The organism is Pandoraea commovens (genome assembly GCF_902459615.1).
Classification (GTDB): domain Bacteria; phylum Pseudomonadota; class Gammaproteobacteria; order Burkholderiales; family Burkholderiaceae; genus Pandoraea; species Pandoraea commovens.
This window is the reverse complement of sequence record NZ_CABPSA010000011.1, coordinates 1-16168: the sequence shown is the minus strand read 5'-3', so window position 1 is coordinate 16168 and position 16168 is coordinate 1. Positions and strand designations below refer to the sequence as shown.

Genomic DNA, 16168 nt, shown 5'->3' with positions numbered 1-16168 from the left:
GGCATTCACCTCCGGAAGACAGCATAGCGGCCCTGTCGTCGCCCTGCCGTGCCGTCTCGGCAAGGCGGGCGTGACCGATGGCGAAGGAGGGAAAGCGTGGGCGCCTGGGTGCTTAAAGGCTCGGTGGGCTCTGTGGGCTCTGTGGGCTCTCTGGGCTCTGTGCACCCTGCCCTTGCGCGAGGAAATTCACCACGGCCGACGCCGTCGCACTGAGTTGCTCACGCGACGGGAAGACCAGCCAGAGCTGACGATGCGCCCACTCGTCCGTGAGCGGGCGCACCACGATGTCCAGCTTGCCGACGTACAACTGCCCCACCTGCTCGGGGGCGATGGCGATGCCAAGTCCGGCGTGAGCCATGCGGCACAGCGCGTCGAGGCTGGAGACGCGGATCTTGATCCGCAACGACTCACCGGCTGCACTCGCCTGCTGACGCAGCATCTGCGTGAGCGCGCTGTTGCCCTGAAGCCCCACAAGCGTTTCGCCGACGCACGCGGAAAACGGAATCTCGCCGGTACGCGCCGCAAGCGGATGCCCCGCGGGCAGAATCACCGCGAGCCGGTCGCGGCGGTACGGCACCATCGTGAACGCTTCAATGCCTTCGACGGCATTGCAGATGCCCACGTCCACCGCGCGCTCGGCCACGCGTTGCAGCACTTCGTTGCTGTGCTGTTCGTCGAGCTCGACATCCACGGCGGAAAAGACACGCCCGAACGCCGCCAGATCTTCCGGCAGGAACTGCACAATGGCCGACAGATTGGCCGCAATGCGCACGCTGCCGCGCGCGCCTTCATGGAATTGGGACAGCTCGGCACCCAGCGATTCGATCGTGCCTAGAATACGTTCAGCGTAACGGCGTACCGTCTCGCCCACCGGCGTGACGGTGATGCCGCGCTGGTGACGCTGAATAAGCGGGAGTCCCACGATGGCTTCGATGTCGGCAATGCGACGGCTGATCGCGGAAGGCGCGATGAATTCGCGCTCGGCAGCACGCGCCATGCTCCGCTCCTGGCAGACGGCCACGAAAAGACGCAAAGAAGTGAGGTCAAGCTTGCGGAGAAGGTTTTCCATACCCGTACGGCAATACACCGGAAATGCCGGAAACGCCCGGCTGGCGCGGCCCCGCGAGGGGCACGTCTTTTGCTGGACAAACAACGAATCGACGCCTATTATACGCATCGCGTACACATTCCTGCCGACCCGACCATGAGTGCACAGCAGACTTTCCTGCGCGACGCGATGCGTCGCCTGAACATGACCCGCGACACCTTCGCCGAGCGCATCGGCGTTCGTCGGCGCGCCCTCGACACCTGGCTGCTGCCCGAAGATTCCAGCGAATATCGCACGATGCCGAGCATCGTGGAGAAATTCGTCGGTGAAATTCTCGGTCGCGAAGCGCCGTCTGCGGAATCTACGCAAAGCGCACACAAGCCGCTGCGCGAACGCATGGGCCTCGACGGCAAGCCGCATCTGATCTCCGTTGATCAGTTCTCGCGCGATTCGCTGGAAGAATTGTTCCACGTTGCCGACATCATGCAACCGATCGCGCGCCGCCAGAAGATCTCGCGCGTGCTCGAAGGCGCAGTGCTCGGCAATCTGTTCTTCGAAGCCAGTACCCGCACCCGCGTGAGCTTCGGCTCCGCCTTCTGCCGCCTCGGCGGCTCGGTGTGCGACACGACCGGCTTCACGTTCTCGTCGATGGCCAAGGGCGAATCGATCTACGACACGAGCCGTGTCATGAGCGGTTACGTCGACGCGCTTGTCGTGCGTCACCCGGAAAAGGGCTCGGTCGCCGAATTCGCACGCGCGACGAACATCCCCGTCATCAACGGTGGCGACGGCCCGGGCGAACACCCGAGTCAGGCCATTCTCGATCTGTACACCATCGGCCGCGAGTTCTCGCGTCTGGGCAAGCTGGTCGACGGCGCCCATGTGGCGATGGTCGGCGACCTGCGCTACGGCCGCACGGTGCACTCGCTGATCAAGCTGCTCGCGCTGTATCGCGGCTTGAAGTTCACGCTGATCTCGCCGCCGTCGCTGGAAATGCCGACGTACATTCTCGACCAGATCTCGCAGAACGGCCACGTCATCGTGCAGAGCAATTCGCTCGCCGATCTGGCCGGTGCGGACGTGGTCTACGCGACGCGCATCCAGAAGGAGCGCTTTGCCGACGAGGCCATCGAAGGCTACACGCCGGACTTCCAGATCAACGAAGCGCTGATCAACCAGTACTGCGATAGCCGCACGATCATCATGCACCCGCTGCCGCGAGACAGCCGCCCGGGCGCAAACGATCTGTCGACTGACCTGAATCACGATCCGCGTCTGGCCATCTTCCGTCAGACGGACAACGGCATTCCGGTGCGCATGGCGATCTTCGCGATCCTGCTCGGCGTGGACAAGCAAGTCCAGCACAGCATGCGCGATGCCGCCTGGCGCTCGCCGTCGCACATCGGTCCGGACGACGCGCTGTTCGACGGCCTCGACTGATTTCGCATGCCGCGAACGCATCGGAGAAATCCGAATCGTTCGTCGGACGATGCCGATACTGCACTGCCCCCAAGGATTTTTCGCGGGGGCAGTGTCGCTTTACGAGTAAAATTGCGGGCATCTCGATATGTACGCTTTTTCGCTTTCCCGGAGGCCCACATGCGGCGCAAGACCCTTACCCAATATCTGATCGAACAGCAGCGGGAATTCAACAACATTCCTGCCGAACTTCGTCTGCTGATCGAAGTCGTCGCACGTGCGTGCAAGTCCATTAGCCACGCCGTGTCCAAGGGCGCGCTCGGTGGTGTGCTGGGCAGCGCCGGCAGCGAGAACGTGCAGGGCGAAGTTCAGAAGAAGCTCGACGTGATTTCCAACGAGATCATGCTCGAAGCGAACGAATGGGGTGGCCATCTGGCGGCGATGGCTTCGGAAGAGATGGAAGACGTCTTCCACATTCCGAACCGCTATCCGCAAGGCGAATACCTCCTGATGTTCGACCCGCTCGACGGTTCGTCGAACATCGACGTGAACGTGTCGATCGGCACGATCTTCTCGGTGCTGCGTTGCCCGGAAGGCGTGACGGATCCGACCGAGAAGGACTTCCTGCAACCGGGCACGCAGCAAGTGGCGGCCGGTTATGCGGTATACGGTCCGCAAACTGTGCTGGTGCTGACGACGGGTCATGGCGTGAACTGCTTCACGCTCGATCGCGAGATGGGCTCGTGGGTGCTGACGCAGGAAGGCATGCGCATTCCGGAAGACACCAAGGAATTCGCGATCAACATGTCGAATGAGCGTCACTGGTATCCGCCGGTGCAGCGTTACATCGGCGAGTTGCTGCAAGGCAAGGAAGGCGTGCGCGGCAAGGACTTCAACATGCGCTGGATCGCGTCGATGGTGGCGGACGTGCATCGCATTCTGACGCGCGGTGGTGTGTTCATGTATCCGGCCGACAAGCGCGATCCGGACAAGCCGGGCAAGCTGCGCATCATGTACGAAGCGAACCCGATGAGCTTCCTCGTCGAGCAGGCGGGCGGTGCGGCCACGAACGGCACGCAGCGCATTCTCGACATTCAGCCGCAGAAGCTGCACGAGCGTGTTGCAGTGTTCCTCGGCTCGAAGAACGAAGTCGAACGTGTGACCGGTTATCACCACGAAGCCGACAAGAAGTAAGCGATGTAAAGACGCGGATTCGTCGTCGCGAAGACGATGCAATGTCGTGAAAATTTTTTCGCGACGACGGAAGCGCAGGATTTCTGAAATTTCAATGATTTACGCGTGACTGACGCAGTCACAGCAAAAAATCTTCGAAAAAAGTAGTGACAAATCCGTAAAGTCTGCTAATATCTCACTTCTTCGCAGCGCCGGAGTAGCTCAGTCGGTAGAGCAGCTCATTCGTAATGAGAAGGTCGGGGGTTCGATTCCTCTCTCCGGCACCAGCGACTTAAATCGTTGGATGCAGTGAAGTCCTAAAAACCCGCTAAAGCACAAGCTTGGCGGGTTTTTTGTTTTTCCACGAGGTACCATGCGATGCCCCCAATCGATCATCAATCTGGGGGCACATGTGGGGGCATGACAATGCCCCTCGCGACCGATGCCCCCAACACGGCATGGAGTCGCACACATGGCGCTTACCGACGCGAAAGCACGCACCGCCAAACCCGCCGAAAAAACATACCGCCTTGCCGATGCTAACGGCATGTATCTCGAAATCGCCCCCTCTGGGGCGAAGTATTGGCGACTCAAATATCGGTTTGCTGGCAAGGAGAAGCGGCTAGCGCTTGGCACGTACCCAACTGTTTCGTTGGCAGTAGCACGCCGAACACGCGACGAGGCCCGAATGCAACTTGCAGACGGAATCGATCCCGGAGAGACGCGCAAAGCACAGAAACGTACAGCTCGTTTGAACGCGGAAAACTGCTTTGAGGCGGTCGCTCGGGAGTGGCATGCGAGATATGCCGATAACTGGACGGACGGCTACGCCGAAAAGGTTTTGCGCCGTCTGACGCTGTATGCCTTTCCATGGATAGGCGGACGGCCGATTGCAGAACTGGAAGCTGCGGAAGTACTCGATGCGTTACGGCGCGTCGAAAAGCAACGCAAGCTTGAGACGGCACACCGCCTTAGGGTCAACATCGGTCAAGTGATGCGTTACGCCGTGGCGACAGCACGAGCAAAACGGGACGTCACAGTCGATCTACGAGGGGCCTTAGCGCCGATCCAAACGAAGCACTTCGCCGCCATCACGGACCCTGCCGAACTTGGCCACCTGCTCAACGCCATCGACGGCTACACCGGCACATTCCCCGTCAGTTGTGCGCTCAAATTGTCCCCCCTGCTCTTTCAGCGCCCCGGAGAACTGCGGCAAGCAGAATGGACCGAGTTCGATTTAGAGAGCGCGACATGGGAAGTCCCCAGCGTCAGAATGAAGCGAGTGAAAGCTGCAAAGCTAAGTGGCGCAGCGCACATCGTGCCGTTGTCAACGCAGGCCGTAACGATACTTCGCGATCTCCATGCTTTGACCGGCGCGGGACAGTATCTTTTCCCCAGCGCTCGCAGCAACAGTCGCCCGATGAGCGACAACGCGCTTAACGCGGCCCTACGTCGGCTTGGCTACGGCAATGAAATGATGACCGGCCACGGGTTTCGAGCGACCGCGCGGACAATTCTTGACGAAGTGCTTGGTGTGCCCATAGTCATTATCGAGGCGCAATTGGCTCACTGCGTGCGCGACCCTCTCGGACGCGCTTACAACCGAACCTCTCATTTGCCACAACGCAGAGAAATGATGCAGCACTGGGCAGACTACTTGCACTCGCTTCGATATCCGAATTCAACGCACGAGATTCGTTAAGCCCCCCATACGCCATGAACGTTTTCGAGAAGCATCGACTCATTTCGAGTGTCGACGCATCGAATAATTTATTCGGAAGTTACTGAAACGCAAGTATCCGATCGGATGCCATGATGAGTCACGTCCCCCGATGAACTATTCCCATCAAGTGGAGGAACCGTGACAGACTCGACCGAGAGCGGCCCTACGCCGCACGATGTTGGCAACATCAAAGAAACGGACAAGCCCAAAGGCGAACAGCGGCTGCCGACATTGCCGCAATCATTTCCTCGTAAGGGCTACGTTATTTGGTTTCATGCACATGGCAGATACCTTGGCTACGCGTGGGACGAGGAGGAGAGAGAAATCCAACGGGCGCATGTACCTGACCCGGACCATGCGATTTACTTCGATACATTTGCGGAGGCGATGGTGGCGACAGAACGATTGTTCAGCCCGTACTACATACTTCACTCACCGAAGCCCGGAGCCGAGCCGAAACTGGTGAGGTAATTTTGAAGACGGCCCATCTCATGCGGTGGGCCGTTGATGATTTTCGGCGATATACACAAGCACTTGCTATAGACCATTTAGCGCCCCCCCGTAATCTGCCTCAGCGAGGGTTTAGGTGGCAAAATTTTTGAACACCAGTGCGACAAACTATTTTCTTGAAGAATTGATCAAAGGGGCCGTTGATCGAGTAATTCTGATCAGCCCATTTCTCAAGCTCAATGATCGAATAAAGGAGCTACTTGCAGACAAAAACCGTCTGAAAATTGACGTGAGGTTGGTCTATGGGAAGAGCGAGTTGCAGCCGCCGGAAATCGAATGGCTTAAGGGGCTTACCTACGTTCGCACCAGTTACTGCAAGAACTTGCATGCCAAGTGCTACATGAGCGAGGAATTGTGCGTCGTTACGAGCCTGAACCTGTACGAGTTCAGTCAGATCAATAACAACGAGATGGGAGTACTCGTTCGGAGATCGGAGGACGTCGAGCTATACCGAGACGTGTATGACGAGGCTCAGCGCATCATTCGTATTAGCGAAGAAGTTCGTATTACGCTCGAGCGCCCAGGCGGGGACGTCATCGACGCAGTGTCGCCAGACGACCGCTCAACCGGAGGAACGGTAACGAAGCTCCCCTCGTCAAAGCTTGGTAAGCGTCTTGGAATACGGACGAGCGAACTATTGGAGCGCGCTGTAGCGGCCGGTTATTTTGAATTGATAAACGGTGAGCATGTCCTCTCCGCTTTAGGGGAGAATTGCGGCATAGAGTTCGTGCCAAAATCCCGCCATGGCGCCTACTTTCTTTGGCCAGAGAACATCTCGATCTAAGCCCAGGTGACACGTGACGGGGAGATGCTGAATGCCTCTCACCGTCCCGAGGGTGCCTGTCTTTTGTCTCGGCTATTCATCGCACGTGGCAAATCCCGACTTCCTAATAAACGGAAGTATTTCCGCAGAAGGCTTATTCGCTTCCGGTCGTTCCGTTTCTCTTCGTTGGGGTCGGTTTCGACATAGCAAGTCCCATCCTCCGCAGTGCCGCCTGGTCTTCTCGATGGCTGTGGCGATAGTTATCGAGTAGCGCCCTTTCATCCGGTGACAAGCTGCTGCTCTCCATAGCGATAGAGCGAGCCCCGGTAAGCACGTACTGCACATCCACGCCTATCCCGGCAACCGCGCTGAGGTATCTAGCATCGGGAACCCGTCTCCCATTTTCATACGTCGTCTGCGCACGTCTAGTCACACCTCCAATTGAGGCGAACTCTTCCTGATTCAGGTTTAGGCGCTTGCGTTCATCTCTCAAGCGGTTGCCGACGTCTAACATCTCGGACATATCCCATATCTATGAGATCAAACGATCTCTATACTTTTACATGAGAGCAATTGTTCTCAATATCAACGGAGACCATTGCATGACCACCAACGCAAAACTCACCATCACTTACGAAGACCTCGGGGATGGAATAGTCCGTACCTCGCTCACCATTCACTCACCTTCTCGACTTCAACCACGTGAAGCAAGGATCGAGCAAGCAAGTCGTGCTTGGAAAGCAGTCCTTCGCGAGTACGGCGTGAAATACGAAGCCGATGCCTTCGAAATCGTCCCCTCTGAGGCAGTTCGTCACTAACGTTCCACCCAACTAAGGGCCACGCTATGACCAGCAAACAAAAGCTCACCATCCTCGACGTCACCCGACGCGAGGGCATATCCAGCAAGACAGGCCGCCACTACGACATGCGCATCGCGGAGTGCGTCCTTTGGCAGAACACGAGTGAAGGCGAAGACGCCGTAGTTGGCACCATCACGCTCCCCGATGCCCTCAAGGACGTAGGCAAAGGCGAATACCTTGCCGACTTCATCCTTACGCGGTCAATGGAAGGACAGCTTGTCCCTCGCATCATCGCGTTGCAGCCTTACGGCGACGGCGCCCGCCCTTCCGCCCCGACGAAGAAGCAGAAGCTCACCATCCTTAGCGTCGTCCGCCGTGAGGGCATCTCTAGCAAGACAGGGCGCCCCTACGACATGCGCACCGCACAGTGCGTCCTTTGGCAAGCGACGCCTGACGGCGACCGCGCCGTTGTTGGCACCGTCCCGCTGCCTGAAATCGCCAAAGAAACCGGCAAAGGCGAGTACTTCGCAGAGATGGCCATGGCGCAATCGATGGACGGCGCTCTAGTCCCGCGCATTGTAGCGTTGCAGCCCTACGTAAGTAGTACACGCCCGACGGCCACACCGAAAGCTGCGGCCGCTGCCGCCGCGTAATTTGCGTTATCTCACGTCGTCCGTTTGAGCGACGACCACCTGTAGTTAAATCCGGCCCCCCGCCAGATTCTTTGCACCGTCACCGCAGGAATGCCGTGATGGGATTGGGGGTTGCGATGCTTCACCAACTGTCACTTGATCTGTTCGGCGGCTTTTGTCCCGCTCGAACTAAGCAACGGCGTATCTCGCGCCCTCCCCTCGCTCCACAACGCCCGTGGAGACAACTTCGTCTCAAGCTGCACCTGCGGCGTCTCATCAAGACCGGTAAGGGCTTCATCTGGACGCGTCCTGACGGCATCCAGTTCGTCTGCAAAACCATGCGTTCGCTCATCGCGCGAATCATGGATTACGACGGTCATTTGATCCCCGCAAGCATCCGCGCTGCGATGAGCAAATCGCGCATGTGCCGGTGAGTGCCGCAACCGCATAGGTCCCGATATGACAGCCCCCACGACCGAACTTATAAACCGCACCGTGACCGCCACAGACGGAACGTGTATGTGCATTGCGCGCGTCGGCGGACTTAGCGTCCCCGACACCGAACGCTTCGCCCGCATGCTCGAAGCAACCGCGTTGCTGTACGAAACCGTGCAAGTGCTTGCCGGTGCGCTTGATCTCGCTTACGAGGCGCACGAGCTAGCGCAACCGGCCTGTTCAAAGTTCGCGTGGCAGATCCTCAAGAACATCAATCGCGGGGGCTGACGGTGACGAATCAAATGACGCGGGTGCTGACCTGCAAGCCCCTTCGCAACTCGATGACGGCCACACCGATGGACCGTCAGCTATGCCCGCCGGAGAACGGTCAGCAGTTCGCCGTCGCACGCATTACCCAGGTCTCACCGAGAACCAATGAAACGCCGCTTGACGCCCCACAGATGGCGGGTTTCTGGACATTGGCATTCACGATGGTTGTCGGGTTGTACGTCGTGAGTGCTCATTTGGGCGCAATTCTCGGTTTCATACGCCGGGGATAAGCCAGCGCGCCGGACGCACTCCGGCATCACTCGAAGGAGAAAACCATGAAGGAAAAGCTTGAACGTCTGAAGGCAATCGGAGGCCGTGCAGGTGTTGCCGCCGTAATGATCGCCACCCCGTTTGCCGCACATGCCGAAGCCGGTGGCGGTACCGGCGCTGTCGACCTGAGCGCGATGACCAACTCAATCAGCTTCGCTCAGGTCGGCACCGCAATTCTCGCTGTGGCGGCAAGCTTGGCGCTGATTTACGTCGGCGTTAAGGGCGCGAAGATCGTACTCGGGTTCATTCGCGGCTGATGAACAGCAATTGAGGTAGGGAAGCGATCCGGACGCTTCCCTTACCGACGTCTGCGTTGCCTGCGCTCAACAGGCCCCGTCCAAAGGGAAATGACCAACATGACCAATAGCGCTACCGCAAAGAACATGGTGGTCGGATCAGTGGTGATCTGCTCCCACAGACCTTTGATTCCGCCCACCAGCATTTGAAGATAAGGATTCTGCATATGGAACACCTCCTCGTAAGTGATCTCGCGAGCATGCGACTCGCTGAATTCATGAACACGTTCATCGGGCCGGTCTGCTTCCTCTCCGCATTAATGACCGTATCCCTGTTGATGACGACCAAAGGCCTCGTATGGCTGGCGGACTTAGCCCTAGACCGTGCTCGGGCTTGCATTGCGAGTCGAATTCACGCCTCGCGTCGTCAGACTGCCGACGACGACGTTGGCTAGTTTTCGATTCACTGCAATCGCTTTCGAATACAACCTCAACCGTACCCGCGAGGCCACGCCATGCCATTTCAAGAACTATGGAATCTGACGTTTTTTGCGTGGGGATTGGTGTGCGGGTGGGCTGTCGTTACGGGCTTGCGGGGGTGACAATGAAAAGAATCGCTCTTATCGCTCTCTGTCTCTGCCTCGTGGCAAGAAGCACCTCGGATGCTCAGGCCAATCCACTCACTCGGGCCTTCACGACCCTCGTCATCAATCAAATCATCGCACTCGTCACGCAAAAGGCCGTGCAACGAGACGGAGTTAGACCCGACGACCCAATGTTGGATGAGACGCATAGAGCAATGTCGTTGGTCGCGACCGAATATGCGCAGCAGAGTGTCAACGAACGATTTTTGATGGCGGCAAATGGCCCCACGTGGTTCGGGCTTGCGTCGGTGCTACTGGGTTCGCAGCTAGGCCAAATCGCTGCTGCCAAGATCGAAGACAAAAAGGTCACGATCAGCGCTACGCCTGACGGAGCTTTTGAGGTTACGCATGAGTGGCACGAGCCCGCAAAAAAAGTTTGGGTGCCGACCTACACCGGCTCTACCAGTCCCGCAGCGAAACAAAGCCCGTGGGCTGCAGTCGCGGCAACTGGTGCTCGGGTGTATGCAGACCGGAATTGCGATACTGCGGAGTGCGCATTGTTTCCGAAAGAGTCATGGGGAAATCGCCCTCGGCCGGATGAACTGTATCGAGGGTGGTTCGAACTCAAGAAGTCGAATATCGTCGCTTACGCGGAGAATTGGGCGCAGGTGAATGCATATTTGTTGGTTTATGCGCAAGCGGAACTCATTGACGAAGAAAAAAAATTTCGGAACCTCCAAGTCGATGTTCCCGATAACAACAAAGAAAAAACAGGGTACCAATCTTATTTTCCTCAAGTGTCCTACGAATACGAGGAATGCAAAGATGTCGTTGAAAGGCGGCTTGACTTCTCCAATCCTGCTTGCACGAAAGAGCGGCAGGAGTCTCCCTCAGTCCTAAAGGATTATTTGTGTACGAGTGAGTACGAGACAAAGCAATGCAACTGGAAGTCATCCTTCGAGTCGTTTGTCTCGATATCACTTCCGTCCATTTCTCGATCCGTTCCGGACTCTCGACCTGGGCGGCGAAAGGAGCGTGAGGTTTACGACTCGTTAGATGAGGCATTTGACGGACTAACAGACGACGAAAAGCGCCTAGAACTGAATCCCGGATTTGTCGCCAACGTTGCCAATGCTCTCGTCAGCAAAGCGAGTCAACGAAGGGATTACGCAGGTGTGCCTCACAGCGTAACGTCCCCGATCACTCCCCAGGACGTGAAGGCGCTGACAGATGAAAGAGGGCGCGATCTGGCACCGCGTGTCGTCGATGTCTTTTCGCGACCGATGGATGAGTATGAGCGCGTCGTGCCGATCAGCGTTACTGTGGTACCTGATCGCATTTGGCCTGGCACTCGCCCATGGCCCGACGACCGTCGCGATCCACGCGACAGGGAACGCCCATATGAGCCGGATCGGGAGCGTCCCGTGGACCCGCTATCGAGAGACGTCAATGTCGTCAACCGTCCCACTGTGGACATTGGCAACCCTATCAAGGTTGATCTCGGCACAGCCCCGCAGGTCGCAACACCAACACTCGAAGATCCTCCTACGGCGGCCATGATCCTAGATCCAATCCTGAAGCTCGTGCCGGGCTTCAAAGAATGGAAGACGCCGAAATACAAAGCGCAATGCCCTCGTCCTTCGTTTGAGCTATTCAATACGCAGATTCGCATGGACGCAATGTGCGACCTCGCGGAGAAATATCGCCCGATGATTACGTCGATCATGCTTGCTGTGTTCGTGCTGATCGCCGCCACTATTGTCCTTGCAGCGTGAGGCCACCATGTCGACTCTCTTCGAAATTCTCCTCTCTGGATTGAACGCCACGCTTCAGTTCGTATTCCGCTCAGTCGTCATCAAATTCGCCATGTTCTTTGGTCTCTGGTATGTGACGAGCGAATTCGTGGACGTCATCAAGGGTAGTAGCCTGCTGCCCAACGCCAATGCTCTCGCAAACGCACTCGGGAGCCTTCCTCCGGGGGTCTGGTACTGGCTCGAATTGCTGGCGGTCCCACAAGGTTTGCCGATAGTGCTGGCGGCAATGGGCAACAGGTTCGCTATCCGCCGCATCCCGATGCTGGGCTAAGTCATGGCCATAAACGCTTATACGGGCTTGATGGGATCAGGCAAGAGCTACGAGGTCGTGAGTAGCGTCATCGTGCCCGCCGTGATTGCCGGACGCCGCGTGGTGACGAACATCGACGGCATACAACCCGGCCTCATTCGCGAATACTGCATCGACGTTCGCAAAGCCGACGCCGACACGTTGGGTGAAATCGTCCCGGTGACGAATGACGACGTGACGCGTGACGACTTCTTTCCGAACGAGGCAAATCCCGACGCCGAAACACTCGTTAAGCCGGGTGATCTCGTTGCAATCGACGAGGCATGGAAATTCTGGGCAATAGGCAGCAAATTGAAGCCCGAGCATATGGATTTCTTCCGTATGCATCGTCACTATGCGCACCCGGAAACGGGCATCACTTGCGACGTTGCGCTGATGATTCAGGCGATTGGCGATCTACATCGCCAGGTGCGCGCAGTGGTGGAAGTCACGTTCGTCACGAAGAAGCTGAAGGAACTTGGTTTAACCCGGAACTACCGCATTGAGCTGTACGAGGGCGGAAAGGTCACCAAGTCAAACCGCATCGACATCTTTACCAAGCGCTATGGCAAGGCCATATTCCCGCTGTATCAGTCCTACGCTGGCGGCAAAGGAAAAGAGCGGTCGATAGATCGACGTCAAAACATCCTCTCGAATAAGCGGCTTTGGTTCACCGTCGGCCTCATGTTGGCGGTTGGCACGATGAGCGTGCGTTTTCTGGTTGGCTACTTCAACGGCGGATTCGCGGGTACCAAAGCGCCGCAGGGAGTCGCCTCGTCAACAAACGCTCACCTCGCCAAGTCCGACTCGGGCGTTGCACGTCGTCCTGACGCACTGACGTTTAGTGGTGAATGGCGCATCGCTGGCAGCTACAGCGTCGGCAACGACCGTTATGTTGTCGTCATCAACAACGATGGCCGATTGCGAGTCGAATCACCCTCCGTCTTCATCCTTGATGGCATCGCACGAATCGGCAGCATCGACGACCAGCGAGTGACGGTGTGGACGGGCGGCAAGTCATCTCCGTACATGGGGGACACGCAATGAAGCTCAGCGTCCTGTTCGGCATGCTCTCGCTCTCGTTGTCCGCACTCGCCACGGAAGCAAAGACGGTTCCTGCACCCATCGATTTCTCAGGTTTCAAGGCTGAGGCGGAATATTCGCCACTGGACTATTCATCGCGGCCGATGCTTGAGGCAGAACAAAAGCAACGTGCCAAGAGCCGGACACGCATCGCTCCACTCCAAGGCAAGACGAACGGTTCGTTTGATTTCCAGCTTGTCAGCGTCTCCCAACTGGTAACGCTGCTCTACGGGGAAGCGGTCAAAACCCCATACGTCATCGCTCCCGAAGTGCTTCAGGACCAACGTCTTGTCTCATTCCGCTTCAACACTAAAAACGGTGATTTGAAAGCGTTCCTTTCGATGTTTCTCGACTCACTCGGCTTTGGCGTCGAAACGCGATCGGGTGTTGATTTCGTCTTCAAGCGGCGAGACGTGGAAGTTGCCGTCGAACCTGACCGCGACACCTTCGTCTACCACCCGAGATATCGAGACACGGCTTATCTATCGCGCCTTGCTAGCCCACTTTTTCAGGGGCGATTTACCGTCAATCGAGAAATTTCCGCACCTGATAACGCAAGAGTCGGAGGTGAAGTCACGCCCGGCTCCGCCGCGTCGCTGATTGACCAGCGAGGCGACACATTGCTTTTCCATGGCACGCCGACCGAAATTGCAGCACTCAAACGCTTGCTCCCCCAACTCGACACGCCTATGGGCGAAGTCAGCGTGCGTGCCGCTGCATATGAAGTGGTCAATAGCGTCGAGCGCGGTTCGGCCTTTCAACTCGCGCTAGATCTGCTCTCGAAGGGATTGGGAATCGAAGTCACGATTGACGGCGATAAGTTCGGAAACGCGATTCGCCTGAGGGCGGGTGATTTCTCTACTGCCCTCTCCGCGCTCTCTAAAGACTCCCGCTTTCAGGTCATCAACAGCCCGAATCTGCGTATTCGCTCCGGGGCCAGAGGTAGGCTGACCGTCGGCCAGAAAGTCCCTGTCTTGAAGTCCGTGAGTTACCCGCGCGGTGGCGGCGAACCCGTTCAGTCAGTCGAGTACCACTCGTCAGGCGTCATTTTTGAGCTATCCCCGACCGTAAAAGATCGAATTATCGATTTGCGTGTCACGCAGCAAATCAGCGACTTCGTGAAGACGACGACAGGTGTCAACAACTCCCCGACGCTGAACACCCGCGAAGTCAGCACCGAAATCAGCCTGCACGACGGTGACTTGATCCTCATGGGCGGACTGACGACGAACAAGAGCACCGACAACCGCACAGGACTGGCCTTCCTGCCCCGCTTTCTCGATAGCCATAGCGACGCCTCGTCCAACACCGAAATCCTGTTGATGCTCCAGGTAGAGCGTGTGAGGGCGACTAGCGTCGGGAGTGTCGGCGCAGTGGCCGAAGCTGAGAGAGCCCACGAGCCGAACCGCGAAGTCCGGGCCGATGACGCGCGGCCCAGCGCGCCCCGCGCGACCGAGCAGCGGGTAGCACTGCCGACGTCAACCGAAGCGCTAACGTCGACCACACATTCCCTCACTGCAAACCGCCCTGCCGTCAGTCCAGTGCGTGAAGTGGCAATGATGCGAGAGAAGGCGACGCGCCGCGCTGCCCCCGCCGCCCGCAGGGGCGAGGACGGCGGGGGCGCGCGAAGCGCGCCCCTAGATTTATATCAGTAACACTTAACGTACAAACACCCGGCAAGGCCCGCCAGCAAAGGCAAGAACACTCCCCCCGAAAAAGAGAAGGCCCCGAACGCTGCAACGAACGGGGCCAGTACATCAACACGACAATCAGGAGTTGCCATGCTTGAAAACAGTGTAGACGACTATCCCTTCCGCCGTGAATGGGTCATCGGTGGCAGAGACTTTGGTGAAGGCCTGCATGAGATCAATGCAACCCGATTCGACCGCTATATGCGTGCCCAATCGCTCCACCGCATACCGAAGGCGAAACGCGGGGAATCAGAAAAGAAGGAGGACAACCGGCTCTCGTCAGCCAAGCGCGCCCGGCGGCAAGTCAGATTGCGCTGCAAAGCCATGCAGGCAGACCGGATGATCACCCTGACATACCGCGAGAACATGGAAGACAAGGACCGTCTCAAGCGCGATTTCGACTCGTTACGCCGTCGTTTGGGGAAGTTTCTGGACTTCAAGTACATCGCCGTCCCCGAACGGCAGAAGCGCGGCGCGTGGCATATACACATCGCCGTGAGGGGGCGGCAGAACTATCGAATACTTCGCGCCATCTGGCATTCCATCGTCGGTGCAGATAACGGCAATGTCGACGTGCGCAACCCGTTCCGCCAGAGAGGGCTGCGCCACAAGCTAGCCGGATATCTGAGCAAGTACATCACGAAGGACTTCGCCGAGCACGAGATGAACGAGAAACGCTACTGGACCAGCAAGGGCATTTCAGTACCAGAGCGCCAGCCCATCGCCCACATCTTGAGCGATGACCCGGTGAAAGCCATCGTGACCGCTTTCGAAGCAGCTGAGGCCGCAGGCGCGAGCCTTGATCACTGCCAGGTGTACTGGAATCAGGATCTGGGGTGTTTATGGCTAGCGACAAGGGAAAACTGACCGAAATCCGCAATACCTTAGTCGTGACTATCAAAAAGGAACCTACTATGCGAACCGCAACGAAAGTACCAGCCACGGAAAATGCTACCCTGCCAAGCGTCGGCTTCGTCCGATTGCCTCAAGTTCTGGCCGCCTACCCTGTGTCCCGCTCGGTTTGGCTGCGGGGAGTCAAGGATGGCCGATTCCCGAAGCCGGTTCACCTCGGCCCACGTACGGTGGCATGGCGCGTCGAAGACATCCGATCACTGATCGGGACCGTTTCAAACGGCCTTTTCGGGAATGGGGGCATCAGTGGGGGCATCACAAAACCGGGATCTGCTAAACCTTGACGTAGCAAGGCTTGCAGCGGGGTATTAGGTTCCTCTCTCCGCACCAGCGACTTACTCAGTCCCTGGTGATGCAAGCAAGACGAAGTACTCAGCAGTGTCAAGTCCTGAAATAGGTTGACAGTTATTTCAGGTTAAAACGCCCGATGCACCGCATCGGGCGTTTTGTATTTCA

General features: G+C 57.6%; 18 protein-coding genes and 1 tRNA gene. 16 read left to right on the top strand and 3 right to left on the bottom strand.

Features of this window, described 5'->3' with window-relative positions; translation table 11 throughout:
• Positions 1–112 precede the first annotated feature (112 nt).
• Positions 113–1069 (bottom strand): LysR family transcriptional regulator, encoded by a 957-nt coding sequence (locus PCO31010_RS23910; RefSeq protein WP_150666455.1) that lies wholly within the window; start codon positions 1067–1069, stop codon positions 113–115.
• 135 nt (positions 1070–1204) lie between these two features.
• Here PCO31010_RS23910 and PCO31010_RS23905 point away from each other — a divergent pair, with 135 nt between their 5' ends.
• The 6 genes from PCO31010_RS23905 to PCO31010_RS23880 all read left to right on the top strand — a co-directional run bounded on the left by PCO31010_RS23905 (position 1205) and on the right by PCO31010_RS23880 (position 6657).
• A complete protein-coding gene (locus PCO31010_RS23905; protein ID WP_039402605.1) occupies positions 1205–2488 on the top strand; it encodes an aspartate carbamoyltransferase in 1284 nt (427 codons plus the stop codon).
• A 159-nt stretch (positions 2489–2647) separates the two neighbouring features.
• A complete protein-coding gene (locus PCO31010_RS23900; protein WP_039397012.1) occupies positions 2648–3661 on the top strand; it encodes a class 1 fructose-bisphosphatase in 1014 nt (337 codons plus the stop codon).
• A gap of 190 nt (positions 3662–3851) precedes the next feature.
• Positions 3852–3927 (top strand) — tRNA-Thr (locus PCO31010_RS23895).
• Between the two features lie 185 nt (positions 3928–4112).
• Entirely contained in the window at positions 4113–5342 is a 1230-nt protein-coding gene (locus PCO31010_RS23890) for a tyrosine-type recombinase/integrase (RefSeq protein ID WP_150666454.1), read from the top strand.
• 159 nt (positions 5343–5501) lie between these two features.
• A complete protein-coding gene (locus PCO31010_RS23885; protein ID WP_150666453.1) occupies positions 5502–5834 on the top strand; it encodes a hypothetical protein in 333 nt (110 codons plus the stop codon).
• 115 nt (positions 5835–5949) lie between these two features.
• Complete coding sequence (locus PCO31010_RS23880) at positions 5950–6657, top strand: phospholipase D family protein (RefSeq protein WP_150666452.1); 708 nt, start codon at positions 5950–5952, stop codon at positions 6655–6657.
• A gap of 133 nt (positions 6658–6790) precedes the next feature.
• On the opposite strand, the gene PCO31010_RS23875 is transcribed toward PCO31010_RS23880, so the two are convergent.
• On the bottom strand, positions 6791–7150 hold the full coding sequence (locus PCO31010_RS23875; RefSeq protein WP_217426194.1) for a helix-turn-helix domain-containing protein: 360 nt from the start codon (positions 7148–7150) through the stop codon (positions 6791–6793).
• 88 nt (positions 7151–7238) lie between these two features.
• Between PCO31010_RS23875 and PCO31010_RS23870 the strand changes: the two genes are divergently transcribed.
• Positions 7239–7454, top strand: coding sequence for a hypothetical protein (locus PCO31010_RS23870; RefSeq protein WP_150666450.1), 216 nt, complete (start codon positions 7239–7241; stop codon positions 7452–7454).
• A 26-nt stretch (positions 7455–7480) separates the two neighbouring features.
• On the top strand, positions 7481–8089 hold the full coding sequence (locus PCO31010_RS27140) for a hypothetical protein (protein WP_343039225.1): 609 nt from the start codon (positions 7481–7483) through the stop codon (positions 8087–8089).
• Between the two features lie 131 nt (positions 8090–8220).
• On the opposite strand, the gene PCO31010_RS26715 is transcribed toward PCO31010_RS27140, so the two are convergent.
• Positions 8221–8448, bottom strand: coding sequence for a hypothetical protein (locus PCO31010_RS26715; RefSeq protein WP_174985123.1), 228 nt, complete (start codon positions 8446–8448; stop codon positions 8221–8223).
• A gap of 139 nt (positions 8449–8587) precedes the next feature.
• Between PCO31010_RS26715 and PCO31010_RS23855 the strand changes: the two genes are divergently transcribed.
• From PCO31010_RS23855 to PCO31010_RS23820, 8 genes are all read left to right on the top strand, one after another.
• Positions 8588–8791, top strand: coding sequence for a hypothetical protein (locus PCO31010_RS23855; protein WP_150666448.1), 204 nt, complete (start codon positions 8588–8590; stop codon positions 8789–8791).
• A gap of 317 nt (positions 8792–9108) precedes the next feature.
• Positions 9109–9360, top strand: a complete 252-nt coding sequence (locus tag PCO31010_RS23850) for a hypothetical protein (RefSeq protein WP_150666447.1) — start codon at positions 9109–9111, stop codon at positions 9358–9360.
• A 511-nt stretch (positions 9361–9871) separates the two neighbouring features.
• Positions 9872–11698, top strand: a complete 1827-nt coding sequence (locus tag PCO31010_RS23845; RefSeq protein WP_150666446.1) for a hypothetical protein — start codon at positions 9872–9874, stop codon at positions 11696–11698.
• Positions 11699–11705: 7 nt separating this feature from the next.
• Positions 11706–12008 carry a DUF2523 family protein gene (locus PCO31010_RS23840; protein WP_150666445.1) on the top strand — a complete coding sequence of 101 codons (303 nt, stop codon included), beginning with the start codon at positions 11706–11708 and terminating at the stop codon, positions 12006–12008.
• Positions 12009–12011: 3 nt separating this feature from the next.
• Positions 12012–13073 carry a zonular occludens toxin domain-containing protein gene (locus tag PCO31010_RS23835; protein ID WP_150666444.1) on the top strand — a complete coding sequence of 354 codons (1062 nt, stop codon included), beginning with the start codon at positions 12012–12014 and terminating at the stop codon, positions 13071–13073.
• Positions 13070–14764, top strand: coding sequence for a type II secretion system protein GspD (locus tag PCO31010_RS23830; protein ID WP_174985120.1), 1695 nt, complete (start codon positions 13070–13072; stop codon positions 14762–14764). The genes PCO31010_RS23835 and PCO31010_RS23830 overlap by 4 nt, the downstream gene beginning before the upstream one ends.
• A 126-nt stretch (positions 14765–14890) precedes the next feature.
• A complete protein-coding gene (locus PCO31010_RS23825; RefSeq protein WP_174985117.1) occupies positions 14891–15667 on the top strand; it encodes a rolling circle replication-associated protein in 777 nt (258 codons plus the stop codon).
• The gene (locus PCO31010_RS23820) at positions 15643–15996 is read left to right on the top strand and encodes a helix-turn-helix transcriptional regulator (RefSeq protein ID WP_343039224.1); all 354 of its coding nucleotides are present in this window, start codon (positions 15643–15645) and stop codon (positions 15994–15996) included. The genes PCO31010_RS23825 and PCO31010_RS23820 overlap by 25 nt, the downstream gene beginning before the upstream one ends.
• The last annotated feature ends 172 nt before the right edge of the window (positions 15997–16168 follow it).

What these genes read in the sequence shown, in the direction of transcription:
- PCO31010_RS23910 (WP_150666455.1), bottom strand. Translation starts at nt 1,069, where the DNA reads ATGGAAAACCTTCTCCGCAAGCTTGACCTCACTTCTTTGCGTCTTTTC.
- PCO31010_RS23855 (WP_150666448.1), top strand. Translation starts at nt 8,588, where the DNA reads ATGTGCATTGCGCGCGTCGGCGGACTTAGCGTCCCCGACACCGAACGC.
- PCO31010_RS26715 (WP_174985123.1), bottom strand. Translation starts at nt 8,448, where the DNA reads ATGACCGTCGTAATCCATGATTCGCGCGATGAGCGAACGCATGGTTTT.
- PCO31010_RS23845 (WP_150666446.1), top strand. Translation starts at nt 9,872, where the DNA reads ATGGAATCTGACGTTTTTTGCGTGGGGATTGGTGTGCGGGTGGGCTGT.
- PCO31010_RS23840 (WP_150666445.1), top strand. Translation starts at nt 11,706, where the DNA reads ATGTCGACTCTCTTCGAAATTCTCCTCTCTGGATTGAACGCCACGCTT.
- PCO31010_RS23900 (WP_039397012.1), top strand. Translation starts at nt 2,648, where the DNA reads ATGCGGCGCAAGACCCTTACCCAATATCTGATCGAACAGCAGCGGGAA.
- PCO31010_RS27140 (WP_343039225.1), top strand. Translation starts at nt 7,481, where the DNA reads ATGACCAGCAAACAAAAGCTCACCATCCTCGACGTCACCCGACGCGAG.
- PCO31010_RS23825 (WP_174985117.1), top strand. Translation starts at nt 14,891, where the DNA reads ATGCTTGAAAACAGTGTAGACGACTATCCCTTCCGCCGTGAATGGGTC.
- PCO31010_RS23875 (WP_217426194.1), bottom strand. Translation starts at nt 7,150, where the DNA reads ATGTTAGACGTCGGCAACCGCTTGAGAGATGAACGCAAGCGCCTAAAC.
- PCO31010_RS23830 (WP_174985120.1), top strand. Translation starts at nt 13,070, where the DNA reads ATGAAGCTCAGCGTCCTGTTCGGCATGCTCTCGCTCTCGTTGTCCGCA.
- PCO31010_RS23835 (WP_150666444.1), top strand. Translation starts at nt 12,012, where the DNA reads ATGGCCATAAACGCTTATACGGGCTTGATGGGATCAGGCAAGAGCTAC.
- PCO31010_RS23820 (WP_343039224.1), top strand. Translation starts at nt 15,643, where the DNA reads ATGGCTAGCGACAAGGGAAAACTGACCGAAATCCGCAATACCTTAGTC.
- PCO31010_RS23870 (WP_150666450.1), top strand. Translation starts at nt 7,239, where the DNA reads ATGACCACCAACGCAAAACTCACCATCACTTACGAAGACCTCGGGGAT.
- PCO31010_RS23850 (WP_150666447.1), top strand. Translation starts at nt 9,109, where the DNA reads ATGAAGGAAAAGCTTGAACGTCTGAAGGCAATCGGAGGCCGTGCAGGT.
- PCO31010_RS23890 (WP_150666454.1), top strand. Translation starts at nt 4,113, where the DNA reads ATGGCGCTTACCGACGCGAAAGCACGCACCGCCAAACCCGCCGAAAAA.
- PCO31010_RS23905 (WP_039402605.1), top strand. Translation starts at nt 1,205, where the DNA reads ATGAGTGCACAGCAGACTTTCCTGCGCGACGCGATGCGTCGCCTGAAC.